Raw genomic sequence first — 25,135 nt, forward strand, 5'->3', positions numbered from 1 at the left:
GTGCCCCCCCGCCCATCGGGCCGGGCGCAACCGGGCACGGGGCTGTGGGGGGGGCTGCTCGGTTATTTGACAAACAAAAAACAGGTATGGCCCCCCAAAACGGTTTTTTTGGATCGACAATGAAAGCGGGCGCGCCTTGCGACCGCGAACGATAGCGAGCACCCGTTGCGCCGCGCCGTCAGCCAAGCGGCACGGCTACCGGAACGTCGCCCACCGCGTCCACCTTGAAGCCCACGTCGTACGTGGCCGACAGAGCCTCGTCGGTCACCGCCTCGCGGTCGCCGTACGCCACCACGCAGCCATCGCGCACCAGTAAAAAACGATCGCAGAATCGCAATGCCAGGTTGATGTCGTGGATCACCAGCACCGAAGCGATGGACTCCGAAGCGGTCACGTCGCGCACGATGCCCAAAACCTCCAGCTGGTTCTTCGGATCGAGCGCGCTCGTGGGCTCGTCGAGCAGCAAAACCTTCGGCTCCTGCGCAAGCGCACGGGCGATGAACACCTTCTGACGCTCGCCTCCGGACAGCTCGTCAAGATAGCGCGCGGCGAATCGCTCAAGCCCCAGACGCTCGATCATAGCGGACACCACCCGGCGATCGCGATCGGACAACGACCACGAAACATGCGGCTTTCGCCCCAACAGCACCTGGTCGTACACGCTCAAGTGAGGGATACGCTGCTGCTGCGCAACCAAGGCAATGCGGCGGGCGACGTCGCGGCGGCCGAGCGACGCGACGTCGCGACCATCGACCTTCACCGACCCCTCGCTCGGGCGAACGATGCCCGCCAAAACGTTGAGCAGCGTAGACTTCCCTGCTCCGTTGTTTCCCAGGATGGCCAGCATCGACCCCGCGGTCGCCTGCACGTCGATGCCGCGAAACACCGGCTTTTCGGCAGCGGGGTACGCATACGCCACCGCCTCGGCGGACAGCACGGGGCGCTCGGGGATTCGCGAATCGGCCGCAGGAGCGTCGAACACCTCCTGGAGCAGTGCCCGCGCCTCCTCGACGCTCACGGCAGGATCGCCCTTCCCCAACTGCTCGCACCTCATCGCTTGCACCCCTTGTACAGCAGGTACAAAAACAGCGGCGCGCCCAGAAACGACGTGATGGCGCCAATGGGGAGCACCACGGGCGATATGACCATGCGCGCCGCAAGGTCGCTGGCCAGCATGATGATCGACCCCAGGACAAGCGATGCCGGCAGCAGGAAGCGGTAGTCGTTGCCCACAAGACGGCGAGCAATATGAGGGGCAATGAGCCCGATGAAGTTGACAAGCCCCACGAACGACACCATCGCCGCCGCCATGACCGTAGACGCCACAACGCCCAGCACGCGGCAACGCACCACGTTCACGCCCAAGCCGCCCGCAACCTGGCCGCCGTTTTGCAACGCATTGTAGTTCCAGCGATTCGCGAAAAAGTACAGCGCGCACGCAGCACCCACCAGGGCCATGAAGCCGATTTGAGACCACGTTGCACGGCCCAGATCGCCGAACTGCCAAAAGATCACTTTCGTCAGGGCAAGATCGTCCGAAAAATACTGGATGATGGTCGACGCGCCCGCCCACAAAGCCGAAAGCGCAACACCCACCAGCACGATGCTCTCCGGGCTGGAAGACCCCAGCCGCGAGAACAGCAGCACCACCGCGCTCGACGCCAAGGCGCCAGCGAACGCGAACAGGGCGACGGCACCCATGCCGATCCCCGTGGAAGCGCCCGCCACAACAGGAGCCACCACAAGAAGGGCCAACGTGGCGCCGAAGGCAGCTCCCTGGGAAATCCCCACGGTCGATGCGGATGCGAGCGGATTCTCCAGAACGCTTTGCAGCACGGCTCCTGCCAGCGCCAGGCCGGCGCCGGAAACGATAGCGCACAGCACGCGCGGCAGACGAATGGATCGCACGGTCATGACGTCCTGCGCAGACCCGATCCCCAACAGCGCCTGCGCGCTGGCAAGCGGGTTCATGTCGGAAGCGCCGCTTGCGAGCGCGCACAGAGAAACCGCGACGCACACGGCAACGAGCACGGCGACAACCAGCCAGTTCCGTCGCTCGATGCGCGCCTGAGCATGCGCCGCCCTTCCCGAACCGCGCGCCGAGGCCGCCGAAGCCGAAGCTGCCGAAGCCGAAGCCGAAACGCCCGCATCGCCTTCGGCAGCCATCAGGGACCGAATCACCAGATTCCCTCCCGCGCGTACGCGTCGTAGCAATCGCGGCACACCAAAGCGCCCTGCTGCACGCGCAGGCCGTACTCGGCCGTCGATTCGCCGCACACCGCGCACTCCTGCGACGCGAACAGCCGCGCAGGCTCCGGAAGACCGTACGAGGGCAGCCCCACGTCGAACAGCTGGTCGTACGGCGTGCTCAGGATGTACGATTGAAATTCGTCGCGGCTTCTCTCGCCGGATCGGGCCGTGAACACAAGGCGCACGGCGCGGTCGGTGCCGCGCACGAAGAACGAGAACGCCATCTTGCCGCGCAATCGCGGAATCAGGTTCGACTTGCCGTACGTGCAGCCCAGAACAACCTGCACGGCATCCACGCCGCACGCATCGTTCTCGGTCACGCACACGATCTCCTCGTCAACGGCGGGAAGCTTCGCCGCATCGAGCCCCAGCTCCGCAATGGCCCCTTCGCACGCTTTGAATCCTATAGCGAGCCCCGGGCACGTGTGCCCATGAAACGACGCCGCCCGCGTCCACCACGTTTCGTCCAGCATGGCATATTCCTTCCGTACGATGTGCAACCGTTTCGTCGCGCATCGTAACACGGAATTCAATTTCGTAACACTCTCAATCTGCGGACGGTAGAGAAGCGGACCCGTGCTGCTACGAATGCGGCCTTTCGGAGCACTTCAGGCCAATGCTGTCAGCGTAGGCGACCCAACGCTCGAAGGACTCGTCGCTAATGGCATGCTCCATCTTGCAGGCTTCCTCGTCTGCGACGTCCTCATCGATGCCGATGACCTTTGTCAAGAACGCCAGAAGAAGCTTATGGCGGTCGAGCACGGAGGTGCCGTACGCCATCCCCTTCTCGGTCAGGGTGATGCCGCCGTAAGGCTGCTGGTCGACATAGCCTTCACGTTTGAGCACGATCACCGCCTTGCTCACCGACGCTTTGGAAACCGATAGCGCGTCGGCTAGGTCAACCGAGCGCACGACGGCCCGCTCGGGACCGCTCAGCTCGACGATAGCCTCCAGGTAATCTTCGCCGGACATGGACATTCGCTCCACGACCCGCCTCCTTCCCCTCCCCCTATGCCCGAATCCAGTCGAAACAAGAAAAGCGGAGGGAAGAAGGGGGGATCTTCCCTCCGCTTGCATGATGCGGCAGTCGGCCAGACGAGAGGAGCCTCTGCCGCCGGGTCAGCGGATTCACAATCGATAAGGCAGCGCCTCGTTCGATGTGAGTTATCTTAGGTGAACTTATACGTGCCGACAAGGGGAGTTAACCTAGGTATACAATTTCTTCACATCTGGATTCGGAGGCTCTTCGGGAAGGTTCGCGCGTTGCCGTTCGCGGTCGCATCAGCGCGCGCGGTACACGGCGCAGTTGTTCGGAGTCTCGTACATGTCCACCTGCGAAACGGGCAGGCCCTGCTCAGTCAAGCGTTCGCAAACGTAGCGCGCCAGGTTCTCGGCCGTAGTGCGAAACGGCAGCACAGTCAAGCTGAAGCCCTCTGCGGCGAGCGCGGCCAACGTGGCCTCGCCAAGCGAGCCCTCCTCCACGAGGAAGGTGTGGTCGAGCTCTTCCGCCAGATCGCGCACCGCGCGTTTGAACACGCCGAAGTCCAGCACCATGTCGCGCATGGTCCCTTCGGTTTGGAGCTCGCCGGTTTCCAGGTAGACCACCGTGCGCCACCGATGGCCGTGCAGGTTCTCGCACTTGCCATAGTAATCGGTCAGGAAATGGGCGGAATCGAAACTCGCCTCCGTTTTGAGTCCGTACATAGCACGCTCCTCGTCTCATGCAGCCGTCGCCCTTCGATCGGGCGCGGCGAATCATCGTTTTTCGCCATCATAGCAAAGCGCGCGGCGAATCGGCCCCCGCGGCGCGCAAGTACGTCATCGCCGCTCGAAACGTACAGGTTTCGAGCGGTCCGCGCAACCGCCCCCTCGCCCGCCGTCGCCCGCGCCCGCACCCGGCCGCCCGTGCGGATTCGGCCGGGCAAGCGCGGGCGAAGGCGAAGGCTGGCGGGTGCATTCCGGGCGACGATGCGCCGCAGCGATGTGTCGGCTTCGCTCCGAAAGGCCCCGCGCGCGAAGCTTGTGCTACGATGCTCAGACGAACCGACGCGGCGCGCCGCCGCGCCGCCCGATCCGCGCCAACCGCGCCGGGCGGCACCGTCTCCGCGAAAGGACGACGAACCATGCCCATGAACAAGGCCATCCTGGCAGCCTATCGAGCCGCCACGCGGATCAGGCCCGACATCAAAGAGTTCTACAAGGCGCAGCGCGCCGCCGAGGACCTCAGCGCCAAGCTGGCCATACCCAATCCCCGCTGCCGCGTCGACGACGCCTTCGCCGTCATGCCGGACGGCTACCGCGTGCCCCTGCGCATCTTCACGCCGCTCGACATCGACTTCTCGCTTGCTTCGGGCTTCAAGGTGTCCGAAGACTGGCGCGGCACCATCCTGTTCTTCCATGGAGGCGGCTGGGTCAACGGCGACGTGGACTTCTACGCCGACGCTTGCTCCACCATGGCGCTCAAACTCGAGCGGCGCGTGGTGTCGGTGGACTACCGGCGCGCGCCCGAGCACCGATTCCCGCAGGCCTCCGAGGACTGCTACGAAGTGACGCGCCAGCTGTTCGCGGGAAAGCTGCTGCCCGACGTCGATCCCCGTCGCATCGTGCTGCTCGGCGACAGCGCAGGGGGAAATCTAGCCGCCGTCGTATCGCTCATGGCGCGCGACCGCGGCGCGTTTCGCCCGCCTACGCAGGTGCTGCTCTACCCCGTCACCTACGACGATCACGACCCGCGAACCTCATGGTTCGACTCGGTGCGCGAAAACGGCGAGGACTACCTGCTCACCTGGCGCGACATACGCGGGTACATGGAGCTGTACCGTTCGTCGCCGACCGATTACGCCAACCCCTACTTCGCGCCGCTGCTCGATCCCGACCTTTCGGACCAGCCGCGCACCCTGGTGGTCACAGCCGAGTACTGCCCGCTGCGCGACGAGGGCGAGGCATACGCGGCGCGCTTGGAGCTGGAGGGCGGCAGCGTGCAGTGCTACCGCGTGCTCGACGCCGTGCACGGGTACCTGCTGTATCCTTCGGTGGTCGGCGCGGTCAGAGACACCTACCGGATCATCGGGCACTTCCTTGACGGCACCGACCTGAAGCGAGAGGACAAACCGGCGTGGCTCGGAATACTTGGTACCGACTAGACAACGTAGGCAAGTTCTACTCATCCCAAGCCGGCAGCTCCGCGCAAACGGTGTTCCGCTACGCAGCCGAGCTGGTCGACGACGTCGACCCGCAGGCGCTGCAGCGCGCGCTCGACAAGACGGTCGACACGTTCCCCGGGTTCAACGTGTGCCTGCGCAGCGGCATGTTTTGGCACTACCTGGAGCAAGCGCCGAAGCCGCCCGAAATCAGCCGCGAGAACCTTCCGATTTGCTTCGGCCTGCACGTCGACGCGAAAAGCGTCCTGTTCCGCGTCAGCTATTATCGAAACCGCATCAACTTGGAGGTTTCCCACATCGTCTCCGACGGGCGCGGCTCCTTGAGCTTCTTCAAGATGCTGCTGCACGTCTACATTCAAAAGCGCTACGGCGTGGAGGGGGTGCCGTTCGAATACGACGGATCTGACCACCAAAAGCACGAGGACAGCTTCGACAAGTACTTTGAGCGGGACAAGGCCGCGGGCACGCGCGCGCCGAAGATCTACCGGCTGTCCGGCTGGCGCGACAAGGCCGACCCCACGTTCATGGAATACCACCTGCCCATGCAGCGCGTGCTCGACCTGGCGCGCTCGCACGGAGTGAGCCTGACGTCGCTTGTGATCGCAGCGGTGATGTGCGCCATTCGCGCGGAGATGCCGCGTCGCGACCGCCATCGCGCCATTCGCATCGACGTGCCCGTGGACCTTCGGAGAATCTTCGAATCGGCCACCACCAAGAACTTCTTCGGCTTGGCTTTCGTGTCCTACACGCCCGGCGATCAGGACGAACCCGTGGAAGTCGTAGCCGCCCGCGTGCAGGACCAGCTGAAGGTGGCGACCGAGGCAGAAAACCTCAAACCGCGGATGAACCGCATGATCGCGCTCGAAAAGCACCCGGCCCTGCGCTTCGCCCCGCTGTTCGTGAAGGACATCGCGCTCGAACTGGCAGACCGCATGGTTGAGCGCGAAACCACGACGACCGTATCAAGCCTGGGAGCTATCGGCGTCGACGAGCGCCTGGCCCCGTTCATCCGCAACGTCAACGTGCTGACCTCCACCGTCGGGCTCAACTTCATGGTGTGCTCGTTCGGAGACGATCTGAGCATCGGCATATCCACCACGTACTCGAACCCCGACGTGATCAAGAACTTCTGCCGGTACTTCTCGGACCAGGGCATCGAAGGGTACGTCAACATCAACAAAACAAGCGAAGAAGTAGCCGAGGACCGCCTGGAAACCAAACTGGAGACTTCGGTCAAACGATGGGGCGGCCAGGTTCCCGCACATGAAGAAGGCGCCGACGACGGCGCACCCGAAGGAGAAAGGGAACGACCGTGAGACGTTGCGAGAAGTGCCGCGTCGAATTCACCGGCGACCTCGATCGCTGTCCCTTGTGCCAAGCCGAGCTTGCCGGAACGGCAACGCCGTCGGCGTTTCCGCGAAACGAAGTGCGCAAGTCGGGAGCCATGGCCCTTGGCGTCTTGGCCTTCGTGAGCGGAGCATGCCTTTTGGTGATGGCGTTTCTGGGACGAATGCTGTCGCTTCCGGGCGACATCGTGGTTTCGGTGTGCGTGGCGTTGGTGGTGAACTACCTGTTCGTACGCAACATCCTTGCGCATTCGCCGGACTTTTTGCGCGTGGTGGTACGCTACTTCCTCATTTTGCTGGGCATTGCGGCAGCATGGTTTCTGGTCACGGGAAACACGCTGGTCACCACGTTCGTCATACCGGGAATATGCCTGGTGGCGCTGGTGTTCGACACGGTGCTCGTGGCCGTGTTCAAAGACACGTTCGTGGCCGGGTACGCGAAGTACCTGCTCTTCGACGTGGTGCTGGGGCTGGTTCCCCTTGCGCTCATCGCGCTGGGGCTTACCACCTGGGAGATCCCCGCGCTTTCGAGCGCACTCGCAGCAAGCGTGTTCTTGCTGGGACTGCTCGTGTTCATGCGAAAGCAGCTGATGGACGAGGTTCGCAAGCTGTTCCTGGCATAGCGCGGCGACAAGCCGCGCTTCCGGGCGTCGGCGAACATCGGCGCCCGGCGAACGTCGGGCAAACCCTCCCGAAAGCCAGTGCGCGCCCTACAGGGAAAGCAGCCCCTGCGATGCCAGCAGCCAAACCAGCGAAGCCACCCACAGAACCCCCACGGCCACCCGCGCGACGGTGGGCACGCGCAGGCTTTTCGCCGGCACCATGAACATGGCCACCAGGCCGCCCAGCGCGCCGCCCAAGTGTCCGCTCACGGAGATTCCCGGCACCAAGAACGTGTACGCGACGTTCACCGCGATGATGCCCAACATGCCCTTGCTGTACTGCGCGAACATCGAGCGATTCCCCTTGTGCAGCAAACCCAGCAGGGCTACGGCCACGAACAGGCCGAACACGCTGGTGGAAGCGCCGGCGCTCACTGTCGAGCCACCGCCTAGGAACACGTCGGCGGCGTAGGACACCGCGTTGCCCGTGATGCCGCCGATGAAGTACAGCGCCAGGAAGTTCCCTTTGCCCAGCACGCGTTCGAGCACTTCGCCCACGCTGTAGAGCGCAACCATGTTGAACCCCAGGTGCATGAGGTCCATGTGCAAGAACATCGGCGTCACGAACCGGTACAGGTCGGCCGCCGACTGCATCCACGGCGCGTACATGGCGCCCATCTGCACGAGCACCGACGTCGACACGTTCACGCGGAACCCCGAAAGCACCGCCTCCACCGCGAACACGATCACGTTGAGGGCGATCAGGATAAGCGTGACCATGCGAAACCGGTTTCGCTCGAAAAAGGACGGCTCGCTTTGATTGAGCATCCGCTTCAACTGCTCGTCGTCGATCACGGTTTTGGTCGGGTTCGGCACGTTGTTCTGGTTTTCCGGCACTGGCTGCTCCTCGCATGCGGCAATTCGATCATGGTTCAGGGGAAATCCTACCACGTCGCTTGCGCGACAACGCAGCCTTCGCGTTTCCGTTGAGGCAAAAACACGGTTTCACCGCTGCGCGCCGCACGCGGTCCCCGCCCGACCCGCGCCGCCTCCCCGGCACGCGACGAAGCCCGCTCGATCGCACCGCCTTCCGAGCGCGCGGCCCGCAACCCGCCCGATCCTCGCCGACCTCCACCGCGCCGCAGAGCCCTCCTCGGCCGAGCAAGGCGCTGCGCGCGCCCGTATTCCCCCTTGTCGTTGTGTTTCCCTCTCCGTTGTGGTAAATGTTAGCCTTAGTAAACTTATAAGCCGCTCACGCGGGGAAACGAGAACCCATGTCCAACCAAGCAGCCTTCTTCCCCCCGAAGAAGCACGACCCCCACGAAAACCGCAAGGCGCAAGACGCCGACTCCGACGAACGCCGCGAACGCCCGGCGATCGACCCCGTCTTCCTGTCGGTCGACGGCCTTTGCAAGCACTACGGAGAAGGCGAAGCGCGCGCCACCGTGCTCTCGGACATTGCCACGACCATCGAACAGGGCGCCGTATGCGCGCTGCTCGGGCCTTCGGGCTCGGGAAAGTCCACGTTCCTCAACCTGGTAGGCGGGCTGGAGCCGGCCGACTCGGGCTCCATCCGCGTGGGAGGCGTTGAGCTGACCGGCCTTTCCGACAAGGAGCTTGGCGAGTACCGCCGACGCGAGCTGGGATTCGTGTTCCAGTTCTACAATCTGATCCCCGACCTGACCGTGCGCGAGAACATCGAGGTGTGCCGCCATCTCAGCGCAAACCCGCTTCCCCTTGACGACCTGCTGCATTCGCTGGGGCTATGGGACCATCGCGGAAAGTTCCCGCGCCAAATATCGGGCGGGCAGCAGCAGCGTTGCGCGATCGGGCGCGCGCTCGTGAAAAACCCTCGCCTGCTGCTGTGCGACGAGCCGACGGGCGCGTTGGACTATCAAACCTCGAAAGAGATACTTGAGTTGATGGAACGGGTCAACCGCGACTACGGCTGCACCATCGTCATCGTCACGCACAACGACGCCATCAGGCACATGGCCCATCGCGTCCTACGGCTGCGCGACGGGGTCCTGGCCGAAGACGCGCGCAACCAGCAGGTGCTCGCTGCGCGCGATCTGGAATGGTAGGCGCGCCATGGCAACCCCTCTTGTCCGCCGCCTTCCGCGCGAGCTCAGGCACAACTTCGGCAGGTATCTGGGCATCTTCCTGCTCATGACCATCTCCATCACGCTCGTGTCCGGCTTCCTTGCAGCAGCCAGCAGCATCGAGCGCATCACCGACGGCATGCGCGACGCCTACGCCGTCGAGGACGGGCGCTTCACGACAAGCCGGAAAGCGCCCGCCGAAGCGCTTGCGGCCGTCGAGGACCTGGGCGCGTCCGTGCACGAGAACTTCAGCTACGACCTGCCGCTCGAGCGCGACGACGCACCGGGCGCCACGGTGCGCGTGCACCTCAACCGCAACGGCTTCAACGAGGCCGCTTACGCGCAGGGCGAAGCCCCGCAGGGAGCCGACGAGATCGCGCTCGATCGGACCTTCGCGGAGCATGCCCGCATCGAAACGGGCGATACGGTGCGCGTGGGCGGGCGGGATCTGACCGTGTCGGGCATCATGACGCTTCCCGACTATGCGGCTCTTTTCGAAAAGAACTCCGATTTCGTCATGAACACGCTCACGTTCGGCACCGCCGTTGTGGACCGAGCCGCGTTCGCGTCCTTCGAAGGCGCGAGCGTCTCCCACGTCTACTCCTTCCTGTTCGACGACCGCGCCTTGCCCCTGCCCGAGCGCATCGACGCCGAGCAGGACATCGCCGATGCGCTGGCCAGCCACGGAGCCTTGCTGACCGATCTGGTGGACGCCGCGTCGAACCAAGGGATCACCTACGCCGCCGAAGACGTGGCGGGCGATCAGGTCACCTGGGAGACCATGCTGTTTCTGCTCATCGTCATCATGGCGTTCGTGTTCGTGGTGCTGACCTCGGCCGCCATCGACGAAGAGAGCGCCGTCATCGGCACGCTTCTGGCTTCGGGATACCGCAAACGCGAGCTGATCGCGCATTACCTGGCGCTGCCTTGCTTGGTAGGCCTGGCGGCGGCCGTGGCGGGCAACGTACTGGGATACACCGTCATGGTCGACCCCATGAAAGGCCTGTACTACAACAGCTACAGCCTGCCGCCCTACGTTGCCGCCTGGAGCTGGCGCGCCTTCGGATTGACCACCGTCATCCCGTTTTTCCTGCTCATGGCAATCACGTCCGTCGGGCTGGCGCGCAAGATGCGCTGCACGCCGCTCATGTTCCTACGGCGCGAAACGGCGAAGGCCGGCATGCGCGCAACCCTGAAGCTTCCCGAGCGCCTTGGCTTTTCGGCGCGGTTCAGGCTGCGCGTGTTCCTGCGCAACCTTTCGCACTTCGCCACGCTGTTCGTGGGGATCGCGTTCGCCAGCATGCTGCTGTTGTTCGGGCTGTGCATGATGCCCACCATCGAGCACTACGCCGATTCCCTGCGCAACGATCTGGTGGCCGAGCACCAGTACCTGCTCAAGGCGCCGCTCGAAATCGACGCGACCGACGACGAGCGCGAGGCGTTCGCAGCCGCGACCGCGCTGGCCGCAACCGAGCAGTCCCAACTTGAAGCCATGGACCCGATCGAGCTTGCCGCGCTCGCGCAAAAAGCTTCGACGGTGCAGGAAGGAGCCCACCCCGTCAACGTGAAGCCGAACGACCGCAGCGTCATCGAGCAGGCCGAGAAGTTCGCCGCAGGGCGCCTGGAAACCGCCCGCTTGGCACAGGGGAACGAAGAGGTCGTCGTGTACGGCATCGCGGAAGGATCCCGCTACTGGAACGACGTCGACGTCGGCGAGGGAAAGGTGGCCGTAGGACGCGGATTGGCGCAGAAATGCGGGCTGAAACCCGGAGAGCCGCAAACGTTCTCGAACAAGTTCGACGGCGCAGCCTACGAGCTGACCCCCAGCTCGCTTTGGGGCAGCTCCTCGTGCATGGCGGTGTTCTTGAGCATCGAGGACTTCAACGAGCTGTTCGGCAACGATGCCGGCTATTTCAACGGATACGTGTCGAACGAAAGCCTCAACCTGGACGAACGCTATCTGGCAAGCGATCTTGCCCCTGCCGACATGGACAAGATCAGCGCCCAGATGCAAGACTCGATGGGCCATGTGATGGACATGATGACGGCAGCGGCCACGCTTGTCTACCTGGTGCTCATGTACCTGCTCACGAAAACGGTACTGGATCGAAGCGCGCGCAGCATTTCGTACATGAAGGTGTTCGGCTACCGAAACCGCGAGATCAACAAGCTGTACCTGCATTCCATCACAACCGTGGTGATCGCCTCGCTCCTTGCATCCCTGCCCCTGGTTGTCCTGGGTATATCGACGCTGATCAGAGCTGCCCTCGCGGGATACGGGGGCAACATGGAGGCGTACGCGCCCGCCGACCGCCTGGCGCTTATCGCGGCAATCGGCGTTGCCACGTACGCCGTCGTGGCGTTTCTGCACACCAGGCGCATCAAGCGCGTCCCGCTTGCCCTGGCGCTCAAAGCGCAGGAGTAAGCCCCGACCGGCGGCGGGGCCTGGATCCCGCCGCCGGTCGCAGGACTGCGGTCAGCCCGGGAAGCCGCGCGTTTCGCAGCCGCTCCTCACACGTAGTAGAGAAACGACCGCAAGCGCTCGTCGATGCCCTGGTCGAGCGCGCCGTCGAACGACACGTGCAGCACGGGAGCCGCAAGGTCGTCGGCATCGTCGAGCAGCTTGAGCACGATGCCGGTGTTCTCGTACATCGACGACACCGCTATCACGCCGTCCGCCTCGCGCGCCGCCAAGCGCGCCTTAGCCGCTCGGTACCTTCCGTTCGCGCCCCGATAGCCCCCCAGCGCCTCGTCAGCCGCAATCCGCAGGTCGTCCAAGCTGGCGCAAAACGGCGAGGCGCAGCCTAACGAACGGTGCACTTCGGCCATCTGCGCGGCGAAGGCCGCCAGCAGCTCGTCGGGCTGACGCGCATCGCGCCACAGAAACCACAGGTACTCGGACAGCGGCATGCGCACCAGGCGGTACCCTGCGCGCTCAAGGCCCTCCCAGCGTCCGCCCGTCAGCTGGTCGGCGTACACCAAAGGCCACTCGCCCACCAGCGCAAGCGTCTTGCGGGCGCGGCGCGAACCCCCTTCGGCCGCATCCCCCGCTCGGCGGGCCGCGGCGCATACGCGCTCGAACGTCACGCCATCGCGCAGGAACCCGTCCAGCACCTCTTGACGATCGTCCTGGTCGGCCGCGTAGGCTACGTCGCCGGCCAAAAGATGCAGGAAGAAGCCCTCGGGATCGGGCATCGACCAAGGCAGCTGATCGAGGATCGGCGCAACCAGCTTCGCGTCGGCCGCCCCTTCCTCGTCCAAGACGGCGCGGATCACGCGGTCGTACTGCCCGTCGGCCTCGGCGCCTTCCGTCGAAGGCAGCAGCAGCTGCAAGCCGCTCGCACCGGCACGTTCCGCCGAGGCTTTCGCAGCCGCCCGCAACGACATTCCCAGCAGCGCCGTGAACGACAGGTACTCCTTCGAAGCGCTGCGCGCACGTCCGGCGGCCACAGCCGCGTCGTCGGGTTCCAGCAATTCCACGCGCAGGCCGCGCCCCTCCAGCCAGCCGCCCACCAAGGGCCCCCACGCCCCGAACGACGGCAGCGCCACAACCCGCCGCGCATCGAGCGTCGCGTGCGGCGCCTCGTACGGACGGCCCGCCAGGGGCAGCGCGCGCTCGTCGCGCGGCTCGTAGTGGTCGATCGCGTTCAAAAACGCCTCGATGCGCGTCACGACCCCCACCTGCGAAGAATGCTCGTCGGTCTCGATATGCAGGTAGGGCTTGTCGCCCATCTCCTCGCGAAACAGGTGGCTCACCATGGTGTCCGGGCCGCACCCGTGATTGGTCAGGTACACCGCGAACAGGCGCGGATCGCGGCGCACCAGCTTCGCGCCCGACACGATATGCTGCCCGAACGGCCAGTACAGCCCCGGATGATCCTGCGACACGTCCACGTCATGCGCATGCAGATGGCTCACCGTGATCACCTTCCGGCCACGGTCCAGGAGCGCATCGGGAATGCCCATGTTGAGCGCCGGATCGACAATGCCGTAGTTGCGGGTGATCAGCACGAGCACGCGCTCGTCGGGGCCGAGCGAACCCAGCAGCTGCTCTCCCAGCTCTTCGGTCTTACGCGTGAACTCCTGCACCGCGAAACCGCCCGCCAGCATGGCGCGGGCGGTTTCACGCGGCTCCTTTCCCAGCTGCGCGCCCACGCCCAGCAGCGCTTCGGCAACGGCCTGCTGCCCGAAATCCATGTCCAGTACCGGGCTCAAAAGGCGAATGCCGCGGCCCTCGAAGTCAAGCTCCTTGGCCGCCAGCATCGGCGCCGACTGCATGTAGGGGCACGCGTAGTTGTGCGCGACCTTGGAAGAGACGTGGCGAATCGTGCGCACCGCCGGCATGAACACGTAGTCCACGCCGCGCCGCGCCAACTGCTCCAGATGACCGTGGACGAGCTTCACGGGATAGCATGTCTCACCTTGAGCCGTCTGCTGGGAGAGGCGCACCGTTTCCTCGTCGGTCGCATCGGACAGCAGCACGTTGTAGCCCAACTGCTTGAAGAACGCGTTTGCCAGGGGAAACAGCTTGTGCAGCATAAGGCAGCGCGGAATGCCCACCGTTTGCTTGGACGGATCGATGCGGGCGTCGTACCCCTCCAAGAACAACTCGTCGACCTTGCGAAAGAACCGACGATTCTCCTCGACGGACGCGCGGTCGACGGCCCTCGAAGCCTGCTGCGCGCGCGTCAGGTCGAACCCGCGAAACGCCGTGGCCTCCGCCCCGGCCTCCTGCGCGAGCAAGGCCGCGCCCACCGCGCCCGACACGGCAAACCACGGCGACACCGAAAGGGCGTCGCCCAGGTGCGCCTTGAACGCGGCCACGATGCCGGGGTTGTAGGCCACGCCGCCCTGCAGCACCACATGGGCGCCCACCGGCTTGGTTCCCACCACGCGATGCAGGTAGTTGCGCACCACCGACAAGCACAGGCCCGCCGCCACATCGGCCGTCGACGCGCCTTTCGCCAAAGCCGCGTTGATGGCTGTTTCCACGAACACCGTACAGCGTTCCCCCAGGTCAATAGGTGCCTTCGAGGACAGCGCCAGCGGCCCGTAGTCGGCAAGCTCGATGCCCAGGCGCGCAGCCTGCTCCTCGACGAACGACCCGGTGCCCGCCGCGCATATCTTGTTCATTTGGAAATCGGCCACCCGCCCGTCCTTCAAGCTGACGTACTTGGAGTCCTGGCCCCCTATCTCGAACACGGTGTCGACCCGCGCGTCGGCAGCCACGGCGGCGCGCGCTTGCGCAGTGATCTCGTCGCGTACCGCATCGGCGCCAACCATCTTCCCGATCATGCTGCGCCCCGAACCCGTCACGCCCACGGCCGTCACGCGAACGGCGGAGCCCAGGCGCTTCGCAAGCGAGTCCAAGCCCTCGCGCACCGCCCGTCGCGCGTCGCCGCGCGTGCGCAGGTATTGCGCGTCCAGCAACGCGCCCCGTGCGTCCAGCAGCACCAGGTTCGTCGACGTGGACCCCACGTCGATTCCCAGCGCGCAGTCCACCGGCTCGCCCGTCGAAGCCGACCAGGGCCGCGGGCGCAGCCGAAACCCGGGCCTCGCCTCGACCGGCACGGACGGCAGCGCGCGCAGCCGGGGCAGGTCGTCGACGACCGTATGCTCAGCCAACCGCACGGCAAGGTCGCCTATCGCAAGGGGGCGGCAGCCGTCTTTGCCGGAAAGCGTGCGCCCGCCTTGCGCCCGGGCCTCGCGCGCCGCGCCCGCCGCTTGGAAAAACAGATGGTCGGGCGCGTGCAAAAGCTCGCCTTCTCCAAGCTCGAACACCTCGCGCACCGCCCGAACCACCCCGCGGTTCGCCAAAACGCCGCCGGAAAGCGCCACCGGGCGCGCCACGGGCAGCCCGCGCACGATGGTGGCCTTGTAGCTTTTCACCATGGCGAAGCACAGACCCAGCAGAATGTCCTGAACCGACGCGCCCTCCTGCTGGTGATGGATGATGTCGGTTTTTGCGAACACCGCGCAGCGCCCGGAGATGCGCGGCACCGAAACCGCGCCCTCCACCAGATCCGAGTACTCCTCCAGGGCAAGCCCCAATCGCTCCATCTGGTCCTCGAAAAACGACCCCGTGCCCGCCGCGCAGCTTTCGTTCATGGCGAACTGAGGCACCTGCCCCGACCCGACGCCCGTAACGAACAGCGCCGACTGCCCGCCTATCTCGATGACCGAGCGCGCCTCGGGCGCCAGAAGCTGCGCTCCTTGGCACACCGCCGGCACTTCTTCCAGCATAAGGCAAGCGGGATCGATGCCCCGCAGCGCCGCCGCCCCCGATCCGGCGGCGGCCCAGCCCGCGCACTCGCCCTCCGGCAGCTTGGACGCCAAAACGGCCAGCATATCGCGCAGGCACGCGAGCGCGGCCCCGCGATGCAGGCGGCTTTCGCGCCACGCAAGCTCCTCGGCGTCCGTAAGCGCCACGAGTTTCACCGACGATGCGCCGATATCGATGCCAACGGTGTACATGCCCGCCCCCTATTCCCCCTTCGCGCGCACGCGATACCGCTCGTACTCGGCTAGAAACGCGCGCTCGTCCAGCTGGCGCACCTGCACCACGTCGGCAAACGTCACCAGGTCGGCTATAGGGTTGTCCAGCGAAAACGGAAACCCCTTCGACACCAGGAACTCCCCGAACAAAGGCTCGTCCAACACCGTCTGCTTCATGGTCTTCGTCGCGTCTATCATCGCGCAGCCCCCTTCGTTATATCGGCTAACATGATTTTTCGGGCGCCCAGAAGCGCCACGTCCTCGTCGCTGTGCGTTGACGCCAAAAGCGTGCGTCCGCGTCGCTCGGCCAGCAAGAACTCGATGACCGCGCGCTTGGTTTGCCCATCAAGCCCGGTGAACGGCTCGTCCAGCACGATCGCGCTGCCGGGATAGGCAACCGCCCTTGCCAGCGAAACGCGTCGGCGCATGCCGCCCGAAAGCTGCATCACCGGGCGCTTCAGGCAATCCGCGGGAAGGATCTTCTCCAGCATGCAGCGGATCTGGCGTCGGCTGGCCCGCGCGGGCAGCACCAACGCCACGTTCTCCACGGCCGTCAGCGTCTCGCACAGGCGATCCTCCTGAAACATCGCCGAAACCGCGCCGGAAGGCGCGCCCTCGATGCGCCCCGCGTCGGCGCGCTCAAGGCCCAGAAGCACGCGCAGCAAGGTGGTCTTGCCCGCGCCCGAAGGCCCCATCAGGCAGTACACGCCGCCTTCGGAAAGCGTGCACGTCACGCCCGCCAGCACGCGCGCGTCTCCGAACGACTTGTCCACGCGCTCCATCACGATGTCCATGCGGCATCGCCCTTTCCCGCGTCGCTCGCGCCGCCCTCGTCGCGCCGCCCGCGTCGGGCGCGCCCTTCGCGCTCGTCGTCGCGCACGCCCAGAAAGCCGCCCAGCGGACGTCCGGCGCGTTTCAACAGCGCCATGAACGCCTTCTCGAACGCCAAGCTCAGCACCATGACCATCACCGTCCACGCGAACAGATCGGGCGTGTCCAGGTACGTGCGCGCCAGGCTCATCTCCTTGCCGATAGAGGGCTTGGGCACGGCCAGAACTTCGGCCATGATGCCGCTTTTCCAGCTCATTCCCAGCGATATGCGGGAACTTGCCACCAGAAACGGCATGAACGCAGGGCGGTACACGTACATGAACGTGCGCCATCTGGACAGCTTGAACACCCGCGCCATCTCCAGCAGGTGCCGGTCCACGCTCTCGAATCCGGCAAGCGTGGACGTGTAGGCCAGCGGCAGCACGATCAAGAACGCCAGGTACACGGTCAACGCCTGGTTGCCCACCCAGATAAGCAGCATGATGATGAACGAGATAACGGGAATAGTGCGCAGAAGCGACATCACGGGATCGATGAAGTCGCGTACGACGGCCACACGGTACGCCAATAAAGCCAACAGCAGCCCTACGGAAAACGACAGGAGAAACCCCGCGGCGATACGCGCCGTGGAAGCGCCGCAGATCAGCCAGAAGTCGGGCTTCGCCACCTGCTCCGCCAACGCCTCCAGCACCCGAACAGGACCGGCCAGAACCAGGCGGTTGTCCACCACCCGATCGAGCACTTCCCATACAACCAGCCAGAACAGCACGATCAGCGCCTTTTTCGCCCCTGCGATGCGCCTCGACGCGCCTCGGGCGGCAACGACGCGCTCCCGCCCGGCGCGTTCCTCCTCCAAAACAAGCTGCGCTTCCTCGTCGTCCATGAGGCTTTGCGCCTGCATGACGCGCACCACCTGCCGGTAAGAAACGCCCATGGAGGTCATCATCTGCATGATCTGATCTCTGCCGACGCCGCGGGACACGGCCGTTCTCATCATGAAGCCCATCTGGGAGTCGTCCATGCCGTTTTCCCTGACCATCTGCACAACCTGCGCAACCTTGTCCTCGGGCATACCCAGCTTCTGCGCTATCTGAGCCACCTGCATGCGCGGGGCCTCGCCCGTATCACGCATTTCGCGCGCCCGCCCGATGCGCACGCCCAGCCGCCTCAGCAGCTCTTTCGCTCGCCGTTCGCCCATGGCCTACGCGCCCGCGCTGCCCGCATCGTCAAGCTGGCCCACGGGAGGCAGGTAGTAGAACCCGTCGTCCGGAACCTTGCCGCCAATCGAGTCGGGGTTCGAGCGGTACAGCTCCTCGAGAAAGCCCGAAAGCGCCGTGCGCATGTCGGTTCCCGTCAAGCTCACCATGCTGATCTGGGGCATAGCGTCCAGCGCCACGGCGTTGTTCAGAAACGTCCCCAGCTCCTCTTGCAGGGCAGCCGCGGCCGACATGTTCTCGAGCGACCACGCCACCGATTGTCCCGCCATCCGCAGGTACTCGATCACGGCTTGCTCGTGCTCTTCGAGAAACTTCCGGTTCACGATCGTGGTCGTGGTAACGGCCTGGCTCCCCGTGTCGGCAAACGCCGCATCCCATTCCTTGGTGATGTCGATAGGCGCGTACAGGGGGTCCACCATGAGCTTCGAAAGCGACACGAACGGCTGCGGAAGGATGGCCGCGCAGTTCGGTTCGTCCTGCAAAAGATTCAGCACTTCGAACGGCGACGACTTGAACTCAAGGTTGAACGACCCCGCCTTGCCCATCTTGCCCAGCAACGCCTCGATCGTGTACTCGGGCGTGCCGCCTTCGCCGTAGCTGTACACCGTGCGACCCGCAAGGTCGTCCACGGCAGCCACCGACGGATCGGTGGTGATGCCGTAGAGCACGCCCAGGTTGTTGACGCTTATCACCTGGTAGTCGTTCTTCAGCTCCTTGTTGTTGTACAGGATGGGGCCGATATTGGACGGCAGCGTGCACATATCGTAGCTGCCCTGGTTGAACGCGGCGGAGAGGCCCACGTAGTCCACGCCGCTCAGCTCGAACTGGAAGTCGTTGAACGTCTTGCCGGCTCGCGCCGCCACGATGAACTGCGAAAGGCCCATGGATGGCGGGCCCATGATCAAGCCGACGCGCGCAGTGCACGCATCGGGGCTGCCCATGAGCTCGCGGCTTTCGGGCTGCGCAACCAGGTCGACCGTGCCGAGCGCCGTATCGCCTTGATCGGGGCCGCTCGACGAGCAGCCCGCCAAACCCACGGCCGCCGTTGCTACGGCCGTGCTCGCAAACGCGCAGAACGCGCGCCTTGTCAGATTCATGCCTACCTCGTTTCCGGGTCGTTCCTTCAAATAAAGAGCTGCGAGCCCGTCCGCACGACGCGACTGGCGGACGGGCTCGCATTCAGTCGTGCACGCTAGAAGCGGGCCTTAGCCTTCGAAGGCACGCGCTTCCTGCGGTAGGCGAACGTGCCCGCCGCCGCTCCGGCCACGGCCAACGTGGCCAGCGCGCCCAAACCGATCACAAGAGCCGGATCGCCGGTCGAAGCGCTGTCGGATTCGGCTTGCGCCGGGTTCGACTTCGTCGCAACGCCCTTGGCCTTGGCGCGCGCAGCCTTGTCCTCGGCCGCAGCCAGAGCTTCGGCGGTAGCCTTTTCGGCATTGGCCGCCGCATCGCCCGACGCCGAGCCGTTCATCACGGCCAGGGCCGCAGCGGGAATCGAGCCGCCGCCCGAAGCGGGCACGCCGGAGAGGTTCATTTGGAACGTAGCCGGATACGTATGGTTGCGCTCGCCGCCGAAGATGGACCCGCCGATAGCCATGGCCATATCCCCGATGGTAACGTCCACCGTGCACGATCGCGAGACCACCGAAGCGGCGTCTTCCAGCACGCCCAGGTCGACCGTGATCGAAGACAGGCCGCCACCATTCGAGCTGGAGTCCACGATACGCAAGCCGTTGATGGCGTTCACCGTCATGATCCTCGACTGAATGACGATGGGAACCTGCACCGCAGCGCGCCCGGCAGCATCGACGGTCAGGACGGCGTTGCGCGCCACCGGGTTCATGGGCGGGAAATCCCCGCTGGTCAGATGCGGATTCAACGGAAGCCCCGTGTCTTGCCTGCTCAGCCAGATATTGGCGGACACCGTGTAGGTGCCGGCGGCCAGCGTGCCGCGCCGAACGTCCTCGCCGCTGGCGGCGTTGCCCGAGCCGCTGCTCGCGCTGCCGGAGCCGCCCGCGCTTGCGGATCCGCCGCCATTGCCAGAGGATTCCCCGCCAGAGCCCGCCCCGCCGGAACCGCCTCCTGCAGAGCCTCCGTTGTCGCCCGGAACGGCCAGGTCGGTGCTGTCGGACAGCTTCACGGCGCTGGCGTAGTCCACGGCCAGCGACAGGCCCCACGTTTTATCCAGACGCAAGGGAGCTGCATACACGTGGCTCCCGGGAAACGTCAAGACGGGATCGTTGCCGTCCAGCTTGACAGCGGCTTTGACGATGCGGCCCTGTGCGTTGGCGCCGTACGGCTTGCCGTCGCGCTCGATGCCGAGCACCTGCGCGCCGCTCGCCGGCGTTCCGAAATCGATCAGGGTGAACGCCGGATTCGGCAGCTCCAGTTCGAGCAGCTTCGTACCGTCCTCCTTGACCACGAGCTTCGCGTTGTCGGACATCGGGTCGGTGGGAATCCCGAAGTTCGGGCTTCCCTCGGGCTCCATTGGATTCTTGGGATTGGTCATGTAGGCCGTCAGATGCAAAATGTCGTTTTCAGACGAGGGGACGAACAGGTTCGCCGTCACCGCGTACGTGCCGGGCGCAAGCGCCGGAGCCTGCGCTTCGGCAACCGTCAGCACGCCGCTGCGGTAGGAAAACGCGTAGTTCGCAGCCGCGCCGCCCACAGGCGTCAGGCTGTACGCTGCACCCGCCTCCAAAGACGTCGGGGCGGAAACCGTCGGCGCGGCGAAGCCCTTCGCCGAGGCCGCCGTCTCCCCGTTCACGAACCCGGACACGTCCACGGACAGTCGCGGAGCCTCGTTCGCAGCGACCGTTTCGCTGCGGTACGCGGCGGTCAGCTGCGCTTTCCCGATGGTCCATGCAAGCGTCGCAGCGCCCTTCGACCCGTCCGCCCACGTATAGCCGTCCTCGAGCGTGACCAGCGCGGTATAGGAGCCGGCATCAACGGCCGAACCCGTCAGGGAAACGCGATAGCCTTCGCCCGGAGCGACGCCTGTTTGCTCCTGCCCGTTGTACACCAGGCCCTGGGCAGGGGTCGGCTTCTCGATCTTCGCAGGAGCCTCGGCCACCGCCACGTAGTACGCCACGTTTTCCGAGTTCATCCAGTCCTTGTGCCCGTTCAGGAGGTACGCGCCGTTGAGCAGCCTGCCGTCCAGCCCGTCAAGGTTCGCAACGGCGTTGCCGTCAACGGGAAGGATGTCGAAGAACGCCGTGCCGCCGCCGATAGCCGCGTCGACCTTGGTCGCGCTGGTCAGCTTGTCCGCCGTTCCTTCCACCAGATAGATCGCCACGTTCTTGCCGCTTACCGGAAGCGTGCCGCTCAAGGCGCAGTTGCCGTTGCCGATCGTCGACACGAACCCGGCCGCCAGGGGCACTCGGTTGCTTCCCAAAGAGGTCATGTCGACATGGAGTCCCATCGCGTACAGACCCTCGATGGCGGGATCGCTGAAGCCGGACGACTCTTTCACCAGCTCCAACGCCTGATCGACCGCGGCTCCGTCATGCGCGCGAGCGCCCACGGCGCCCACGAAGGGCAAGTACAACCTTTCGTACAAATTCGACAAGACTTCTTCTTTGTCCATATCCAACGCGTCGTTGTTCACGGCTTCGTTGTAGCCGTTGGTCACCCACGTTGCCGACGTGCCCGAAGCACCGTCGGCGTACGTGTACGACCGAAGCCACCGAACGTTCGCCTCTCCCGGAGCCGAAGTCACCACGAACGATCCCAGCCGCGCGCTGTCGAACGTCAGGGAGCCGTCCGCCTGCGCAGCCGGAAGAGCAGTCAGGGATGCGCCCTTGTGCAAGAACACTTCGGAACCGCTTTCGCCCGGCAGCGAAACGGAGAACTTCACCTTGTCGTCAACCGCAATATCCGCGCCGCCCGAAATCAGGCGCACGTCCAGCAAGCTGAAGTCGGGAGCCTTCTGATACTGCCGACCGAGCGCGGGCTTCACCGCCGAGCGGCGTCCTTCGTCTTCGACGAGCTGCGCCGAAAGCTCGGCGGATTGGATCGATTCGAACGCCGACGAACCCTCCTCCACGCTCACCGTCACCGACACGCGCGCCTCGTCGTCGACGAACGTCTTCGAGAAATCTCCCTCGACAACGCGCACGGCATTGGCAAGATCAACCGTCAAGTCCAGGTCGATGTTGAACGACTTTCTCAACGTGGTGGCGTACTCCGTGCAGCCCTGGAGCGTATACGTTCCGCTCCAGTCCTTCAGCTCCACCGTAACCGTGGAAATGCGCGACGTGATGCCGGCGCTGGCCAGATCGTCGTTGTACTGGCTGTCGTCGCTTTTCAGCTCGATGGGAACCCGCGTGGCCTCCACCACGGAAGCACTAGGGGAAGACCCTGCGGCTTGCACCGTGAACACGGGGTTGATCAGCGTAAACGTGAGCGTTCTGGTTCCGTCGGCCGCCACGACCAACGTGCTGCCGTTCGTCACGGCCGCAGCAGGAACGCCCATCTGGCCGCCGATTCCTTCAGGGTTCGCGGGATTGGTCGCATACCCGCGAATGCCCATCGGCGTCATCATGGACACGTTGGCGGAAACCGTATAGGTTCCTGCGGCAAGCTCGGCGCTGCTCGCGCCCTGAGGGGCAACGTAGCCTTCGCCTTGCGCGCTGCCGAGCGCGGCCCGCGACGGTTCGGAGCCTTCGCCTTGCGGCCCCGCCTGCTCGCCGAAAGCACTGCCTCCGACGACGGCAAGGCTCGCACCCCCTTCACGGGATTCGCCTTCCGCGCTTGTCGATGCCGGCTTTTCGACGGCGTCCGGCGCGCGCTCTGCGGAGGAAGACGCAGCCTCCTTCGCAGATGCGTTCCCGTCCGGCGAGTCAACCCGGTCGAGCGACCTGCGCGCCGCATCGTCCGCTTCCCCGCTGCGCTCCGCAAGCGGCGCCGCAGCCGCGTCTTCGCCCTCGCCGCCAGGGGCGCCGCCTTCGGCAGCGTCGGCAGCCTCTGCGCCTTGCGCATGCGTCGGCGCGTCCGCCAGCCCGAGCGCAGATGCGTACGCAAAACCGGCCGGCGTCTGCGACAGAACCAACGCAGCGACCAAGAGCACGGCAAGAACGGCGCCCGCAAGCGAATCGCTTGCTCTGTTCACCTTGTTCTTCATGGTTTCATTCCTCGTTTCTGTTTCATGCAACGTGCGATCAACCGCGATGCAGGCCGTTCGCGCAGCGCCTCCAGCGCCAAGCGCACCTGTCACGGAACCTCGAAAAGCCGGCTGCCGCAGATGCAGCAGCCGGCTTCAGCGCATAGGGAACGTTACGCAGCGCCCAAATCGGCAACAAGATGCAGATCCCAAGTCTTGCATCCCTTGTACAGGGGAAACGATGCGTACTCGGCCGAAGGGCCGAACGTCGCGACCGCCGAGCCGCCGGCGAAGTTCGTCACGTCGAACGTCAGCGAGACAACACGCTCGTCGTAAGGAGAAGACCACAGGAAGTTCGGCATGACCCACTTCCCCATCTTCTTCTCGGTGATGCGCACCAGACCGTCTTGCGAGGCCGAGGCGATCTCCAATACGCCGAACGAGCTGTTCACAATGGGTACGGTCAAGAGCTTCGCACCGCCCTCGGCCACCACGAGCGTCGCATTGTTCGCAACGGGCGAAGTGGGCTTGTTGAAGGGCGGGTTTCCCGGATTCGTGACGTACGCGTTCTTGCCGATAGGCGAATCGCGCTTGTCCACGTACAAGTTCGCCGTCACCGTGTAAGTGCCCGGTGCCGCATAAGCGCCCGACAGCGGCGCCGCGCTTGCCGCAAACGCCTTGCTCGCGTTGATGTCCGGCAGCGCCACGCCCGCCGCCGCTGCGACAACGGCGGCGCCTGCTGCCGCCTTGAGGAAGTCGCGGCGTGACAAGGACGCATCCTGCATGCCCTCGCGTATCTCGGTCATGTTGCCTATCCTTTCACTGAACTGGCTCTATCGCTTCGCGTTCGCAAGCGGGCGGCATGCGCTCCGCCCGCTCCACGGGGGACCTTCATGCGCGGTTGCCGTATTTAATTAGCCAAGGCTAACTTCAGGGTATTTTAAAAGCTGCAAGTTCTCGCCCTGCAGCTCCATCGCACCGCCCGACCGGAACCATCCCTCGGCGCAGCACGTCAACCCTCGCCCACCTGTTGTTGGCAGGCATTCGGCAATCCGCATGAGCGCAGTATACGCAGTGCGAAATCCCCTTGTCAGTGATCTATGTTACCTTTGTATAACTTTTTTTGAGAAGGCATGCCCGCCAAGAATGGGCAAGGCGATTTGCAGCCGACGAGCTGGGGCCGCCACCCCCTCTAGCGAGCTTGCCGCAGCACGCGAACCGTGCGACCGTCCACCTCGATGACGCCGTCATCCTGCATGACCTTGAGCTCGCGGATCAGCGACTTGTCCGCCACGCGCAGGCACGCCGCCCATTCCCTGCGTCCGAACGGAACGGTCACGCTCCCGTCCGCATTGCGCGGCAGCGTGTCCAGATACGCCAGAACGCGATCGGACAGGCGCGGCTCGCTCAAGACCGCAAGGCTGCGACTGAGGACCAGCACCTTCTTCGACATCTCGCTCATGAGGTTTCCATGCAAAGTCGATGCCCACGCATGGGAACAGGCGCGAAGCCCGGCAGCGGGAATGCACAGCAGCACCGTGTCCTCAAGCGCGCGAATGTCAACGGGACAGCGCCGCAAAGACGAAGCGACGGCCTCGGCAAACGAATCGCCTGGGCCGAATAGGGACACGATGCGGTCCAGCCCGCCCTGCGGCAAAGAAGCTTGCACGCGGCCGGACACGACCACCGGGTAGAAATCAAGCCCGTCGCCCGCTCGGCGCACCAAACTGCCGCCAGGATACCGGCGCAGCATGCCCTTCGCATCCGCAATCAAAGACGCACGCTCTTCCATCGGTATGCCGGCAAACACGGGAGACTCGCTCAAAGGTCGCACGTCAATCGGATCCGCCATCTTTCGCCCTCCTTCACCACACGTTCAGCTTGCCTCGCCCCCCCATCCGTTCATCATGTCCATGCTCCATCATACCTCAATTGTTAGCTAAAGGTTACTATTTTCGAAACATGCCGAATCGCAGCCGAGCAACAAGGGGTTCCAGGATGCCAGCGAGCGCACCTTCCCGCCCGCAAAG

The 25,135-nt window shown here is 64.8% G+C and carries 19 protein-coding genes; 5 read left to right on the forward strand and 14 right to left on the reverse strand.

From position 1 onward, the window contains the following. Nucleotides 1-178: 178 nt before the first annotated feature. The 5 genes from ACTQZK_RS01960 to ACTQZK_RS01980 form a co-directional block, all read right to left on the reverse strand. On the reverse strand, nucleotides 179-1,054 hold the full coding sequence (locus ACTQZK_RS01960; protein ID WP_225748826.1) for an ABC transporter ATP-binding protein: 876 nt from the start codon (nucleotides 1,052-1,054) through the stop codon (nucleotides 179-181). Then, nucleotides 1,051-2,181 (reverse strand): FecCD family ABC transporter permease, encoded by a 1,131-nt coding sequence (locus ACTQZK_RS01965; protein WP_231088207.1) that lies wholly within the window; start codon nucleotides 2,179-2,181, stop codon nucleotides 1,051-1,053. The genes ACTQZK_RS01960 and ACTQZK_RS01965 overlap by 4 nt, the downstream gene beginning before the upstream one ends. Continuing rightward, nucleotides 2,178-2,723 carry an FmdE family protein gene (locus tag ACTQZK_RS01970; protein ID WP_114566828.1) on the reverse strand — a complete coding sequence of 182 codons (546 nt, stop codon included), beginning with the start codon at nucleotides 2,721-2,723 and terminating at the stop codon, nucleotides 2,178-2,180. The genes ACTQZK_RS01965 and ACTQZK_RS01970 overlap by 4 nt, the downstream gene beginning before the upstream one ends. A 109-nt stretch (nucleotides 2,724-2,832) precedes the next feature. Beyond that, nucleotides 2,833-3,228: a metal-dependent transcriptional regulator gene (locus ACTQZK_RS01975; RefSeq protein WP_181792559.1), complete on the reverse strand. Its 396-nt coding sequence runs from the start codon at nucleotides 3,226-3,228 to the stop codon at nucleotides 2,833-2,835. 303 nt (nucleotides 3,229-3,531) lie between these two features. Next, a complete protein-coding gene (locus ACTQZK_RS01980; RefSeq protein WP_114566826.1) occupies nucleotides 3,532-3,954 on the reverse strand; it encodes a 6-pyruvoyl trahydropterin synthase family protein in 423 nt (140 codons plus the stop codon). A gap of 419 nt (nucleotides 3,955-4,373) precedes the next feature. Here ACTQZK_RS01980 and ACTQZK_RS01985 point away from each other — a divergent pair, with 419 nt between their 5' ends. From ACTQZK_RS01985 to ACTQZK_RS01995, 3 genes are read left to right on the forward strand one after another with little or no spacing between them, the layout of a single operon-like run. Then, complete coding sequence (locus ACTQZK_RS01985) at nucleotides 4,374-5,393, forward strand: alpha/beta hydrolase (RefSeq protein WP_114566871.1); 1,020 nt, start codon at nucleotides 4,374-4,376, stop codon at nucleotides 5,391-5,393. After that, nucleotides 5,366-6,727: a phthiocerol/phthiodiolone dimycocerosyl transferase family protein gene (locus tag ACTQZK_RS01990; RefSeq protein WP_114566825.1), complete on the forward strand. Its 1,362-nt coding sequence runs from the start codon at nucleotides 5,366-5,368 to the stop codon at nucleotides 6,725-6,727. Before ACTQZK_RS01985 ends, ACTQZK_RS01990 begins: the two co-directional genes overlap by 28 nt. Next, nucleotides 6,724-7,380 (forward strand): DUF6320 domain-containing protein, encoded by a 657-nt coding sequence (locus ACTQZK_RS01995; protein WP_114566824.1) that lies wholly within the window; start codon nucleotides 6,724-6,726, stop codon nucleotides 7,378-7,380. Before ACTQZK_RS01990 ends, ACTQZK_RS01995 begins: the two co-directional genes overlap by 4 nt. Nucleotides 7,381-7,467: 87 nt before the next feature. Here the strand turns inward: ACTQZK_RS01995 and ACTQZK_RS02000 are convergent, their stop codons facing one another. After that, on the reverse strand, nucleotides 7,468-8,256 hold the full coding sequence (locus ACTQZK_RS02000) for a rhomboid family intramembrane serine protease (RefSeq protein WP_225748823.1): 789 nt from the start codon (nucleotides 8,254-8,256) through the stop codon (nucleotides 7,468-7,470). Between the two features lie 377 nt (nucleotides 8,257-8,633). Between ACTQZK_RS02000 and ACTQZK_RS02005 the strand changes: the two genes are divergently transcribed. Then, nucleotides 8,634-9,443, forward strand: a complete 810-nt coding sequence (locus tag ACTQZK_RS02005; protein WP_371298121.1) for an ABC transporter ATP-binding protein — start codon at nucleotides 8,634-8,636, stop codon at nucleotides 9,441-9,443. A gap of 7 nt (nucleotides 9,444-9,450) precedes the next feature. Then, nucleotides 9,451-11,886, forward strand: coding sequence for an ABC transporter permease (locus tag ACTQZK_RS02010; RefSeq protein WP_114566822.1), 2,436 nt, complete (start codon nucleotides 9,451-9,453; stop codon nucleotides 11,884-11,886). Nucleotides 11,887-11,972: 86 nt separating this feature from the next. On the opposite strand, the gene ACTQZK_RS02015 is transcribed toward ACTQZK_RS02010, so the two are convergent. The 8 genes from ACTQZK_RS02015 to ACTQZK_RS02050 all read right to left on the reverse strand — a co-directional run bounded on the left by ACTQZK_RS02015 (nucleotide 11,973) and on the right by ACTQZK_RS02050 (nucleotide 24,957). Beyond that, nucleotides 11,973-15,935, reverse strand: a complete 3,963-nt coding sequence (locus ACTQZK_RS02015; RefSeq protein WP_428420675.1) for an acyl-CoA dehydratase activase — start codon at nucleotides 15,933-15,935, stop codon at nucleotides 11,973-11,975. Nucleotides 15,936-15,944: 9 nt separating this feature from the next. Continuing rightward, a complete protein-coding gene (locus ACTQZK_RS02020; protein ID WP_114566820.1) occupies nucleotides 15,945-16,154 on the reverse strand; it encodes a nitrate ABC transporter ATPase in 210 nt (69 codons plus the stop codon). Next, on the reverse strand, nucleotides 16,151-16,750 hold the full coding sequence (locus tag ACTQZK_RS02025; RefSeq protein WP_216528868.1) for an ATP-binding cassette domain-containing protein: 600 nt from the start codon (nucleotides 16,748-16,750) through the stop codon (nucleotides 16,151-16,153). The genes ACTQZK_RS02020 and ACTQZK_RS02025 overlap by 4 nt, the downstream gene beginning before the upstream one ends. Continuing rightward, nucleotides 16,738-17,985 (reverse strand): ABC transporter permease, encoded by a 1,248-nt coding sequence (locus tag ACTQZK_RS02030; RefSeq protein WP_441898230.1) that lies wholly within the window; start codon nucleotides 17,983-17,985, stop codon nucleotides 16,738-16,740. Before ACTQZK_RS02030 ends, ACTQZK_RS02025 begins: the two co-directional genes overlap by 13 nt. A 3-nt stretch (nucleotides 17,986-17,988) precedes the next feature. Then, nucleotides 17,989-19,101 (reverse strand): Tat pathway signal sequence, encoded by a 1,113-nt coding sequence (locus tag ACTQZK_RS02035; RefSeq protein WP_441898232.1) that lies wholly within the window; start codon nucleotides 19,099-19,101, stop codon nucleotides 17,989-17,991. Nucleotides 19,102-19,196: 95 nt separating this feature from the next. Next, nucleotides 19,197-23,126, reverse strand: coding sequence for an MBG domain-containing protein (locus ACTQZK_RS02040; protein ID WP_428420680.1), 3,930 nt, complete (start codon nucleotides 23,124-23,126; stop codon nucleotides 19,197-19,199). A gap of 152 nt (nucleotides 23,127-23,278) precedes the next feature. After that, nucleotides 23,279-23,911 carry a twin-arginine translocation signal domain-containing protein gene (locus ACTQZK_RS02045; RefSeq protein ID WP_441898234.1) on the reverse strand — a complete coding sequence of 211 codons (633 nt, stop codon included), beginning with the start codon at nucleotides 23,909-23,911 and terminating at the stop codon, nucleotides 23,279-23,281. A 386-nt stretch (nucleotides 23,912-24,297) separates the two neighbouring features. After that, nucleotides 24,298-24,957, reverse strand: a complete 660-nt coding sequence (locus tag ACTQZK_RS02050; RefSeq protein ID WP_114566814.1) for a Crp/Fnr family transcriptional regulator — start codon at nucleotides 24,955-24,957, stop codon at nucleotides 24,298-24,300. Between the last annotated feature and the right edge of the window lie 178 nt (nucleotides 24,958-25,135).

It is taken from the genome of Paraeggerthella sp. LCP19S3_G8 (assembly GCF_052119225.1).
GTDB classification, from domain to species: Bacteria; Actinomycetota; Coriobacteriia; order Coriobacteriales; family Eggerthellaceae; genus Paraeggerthella; species Paraeggerthella hominis.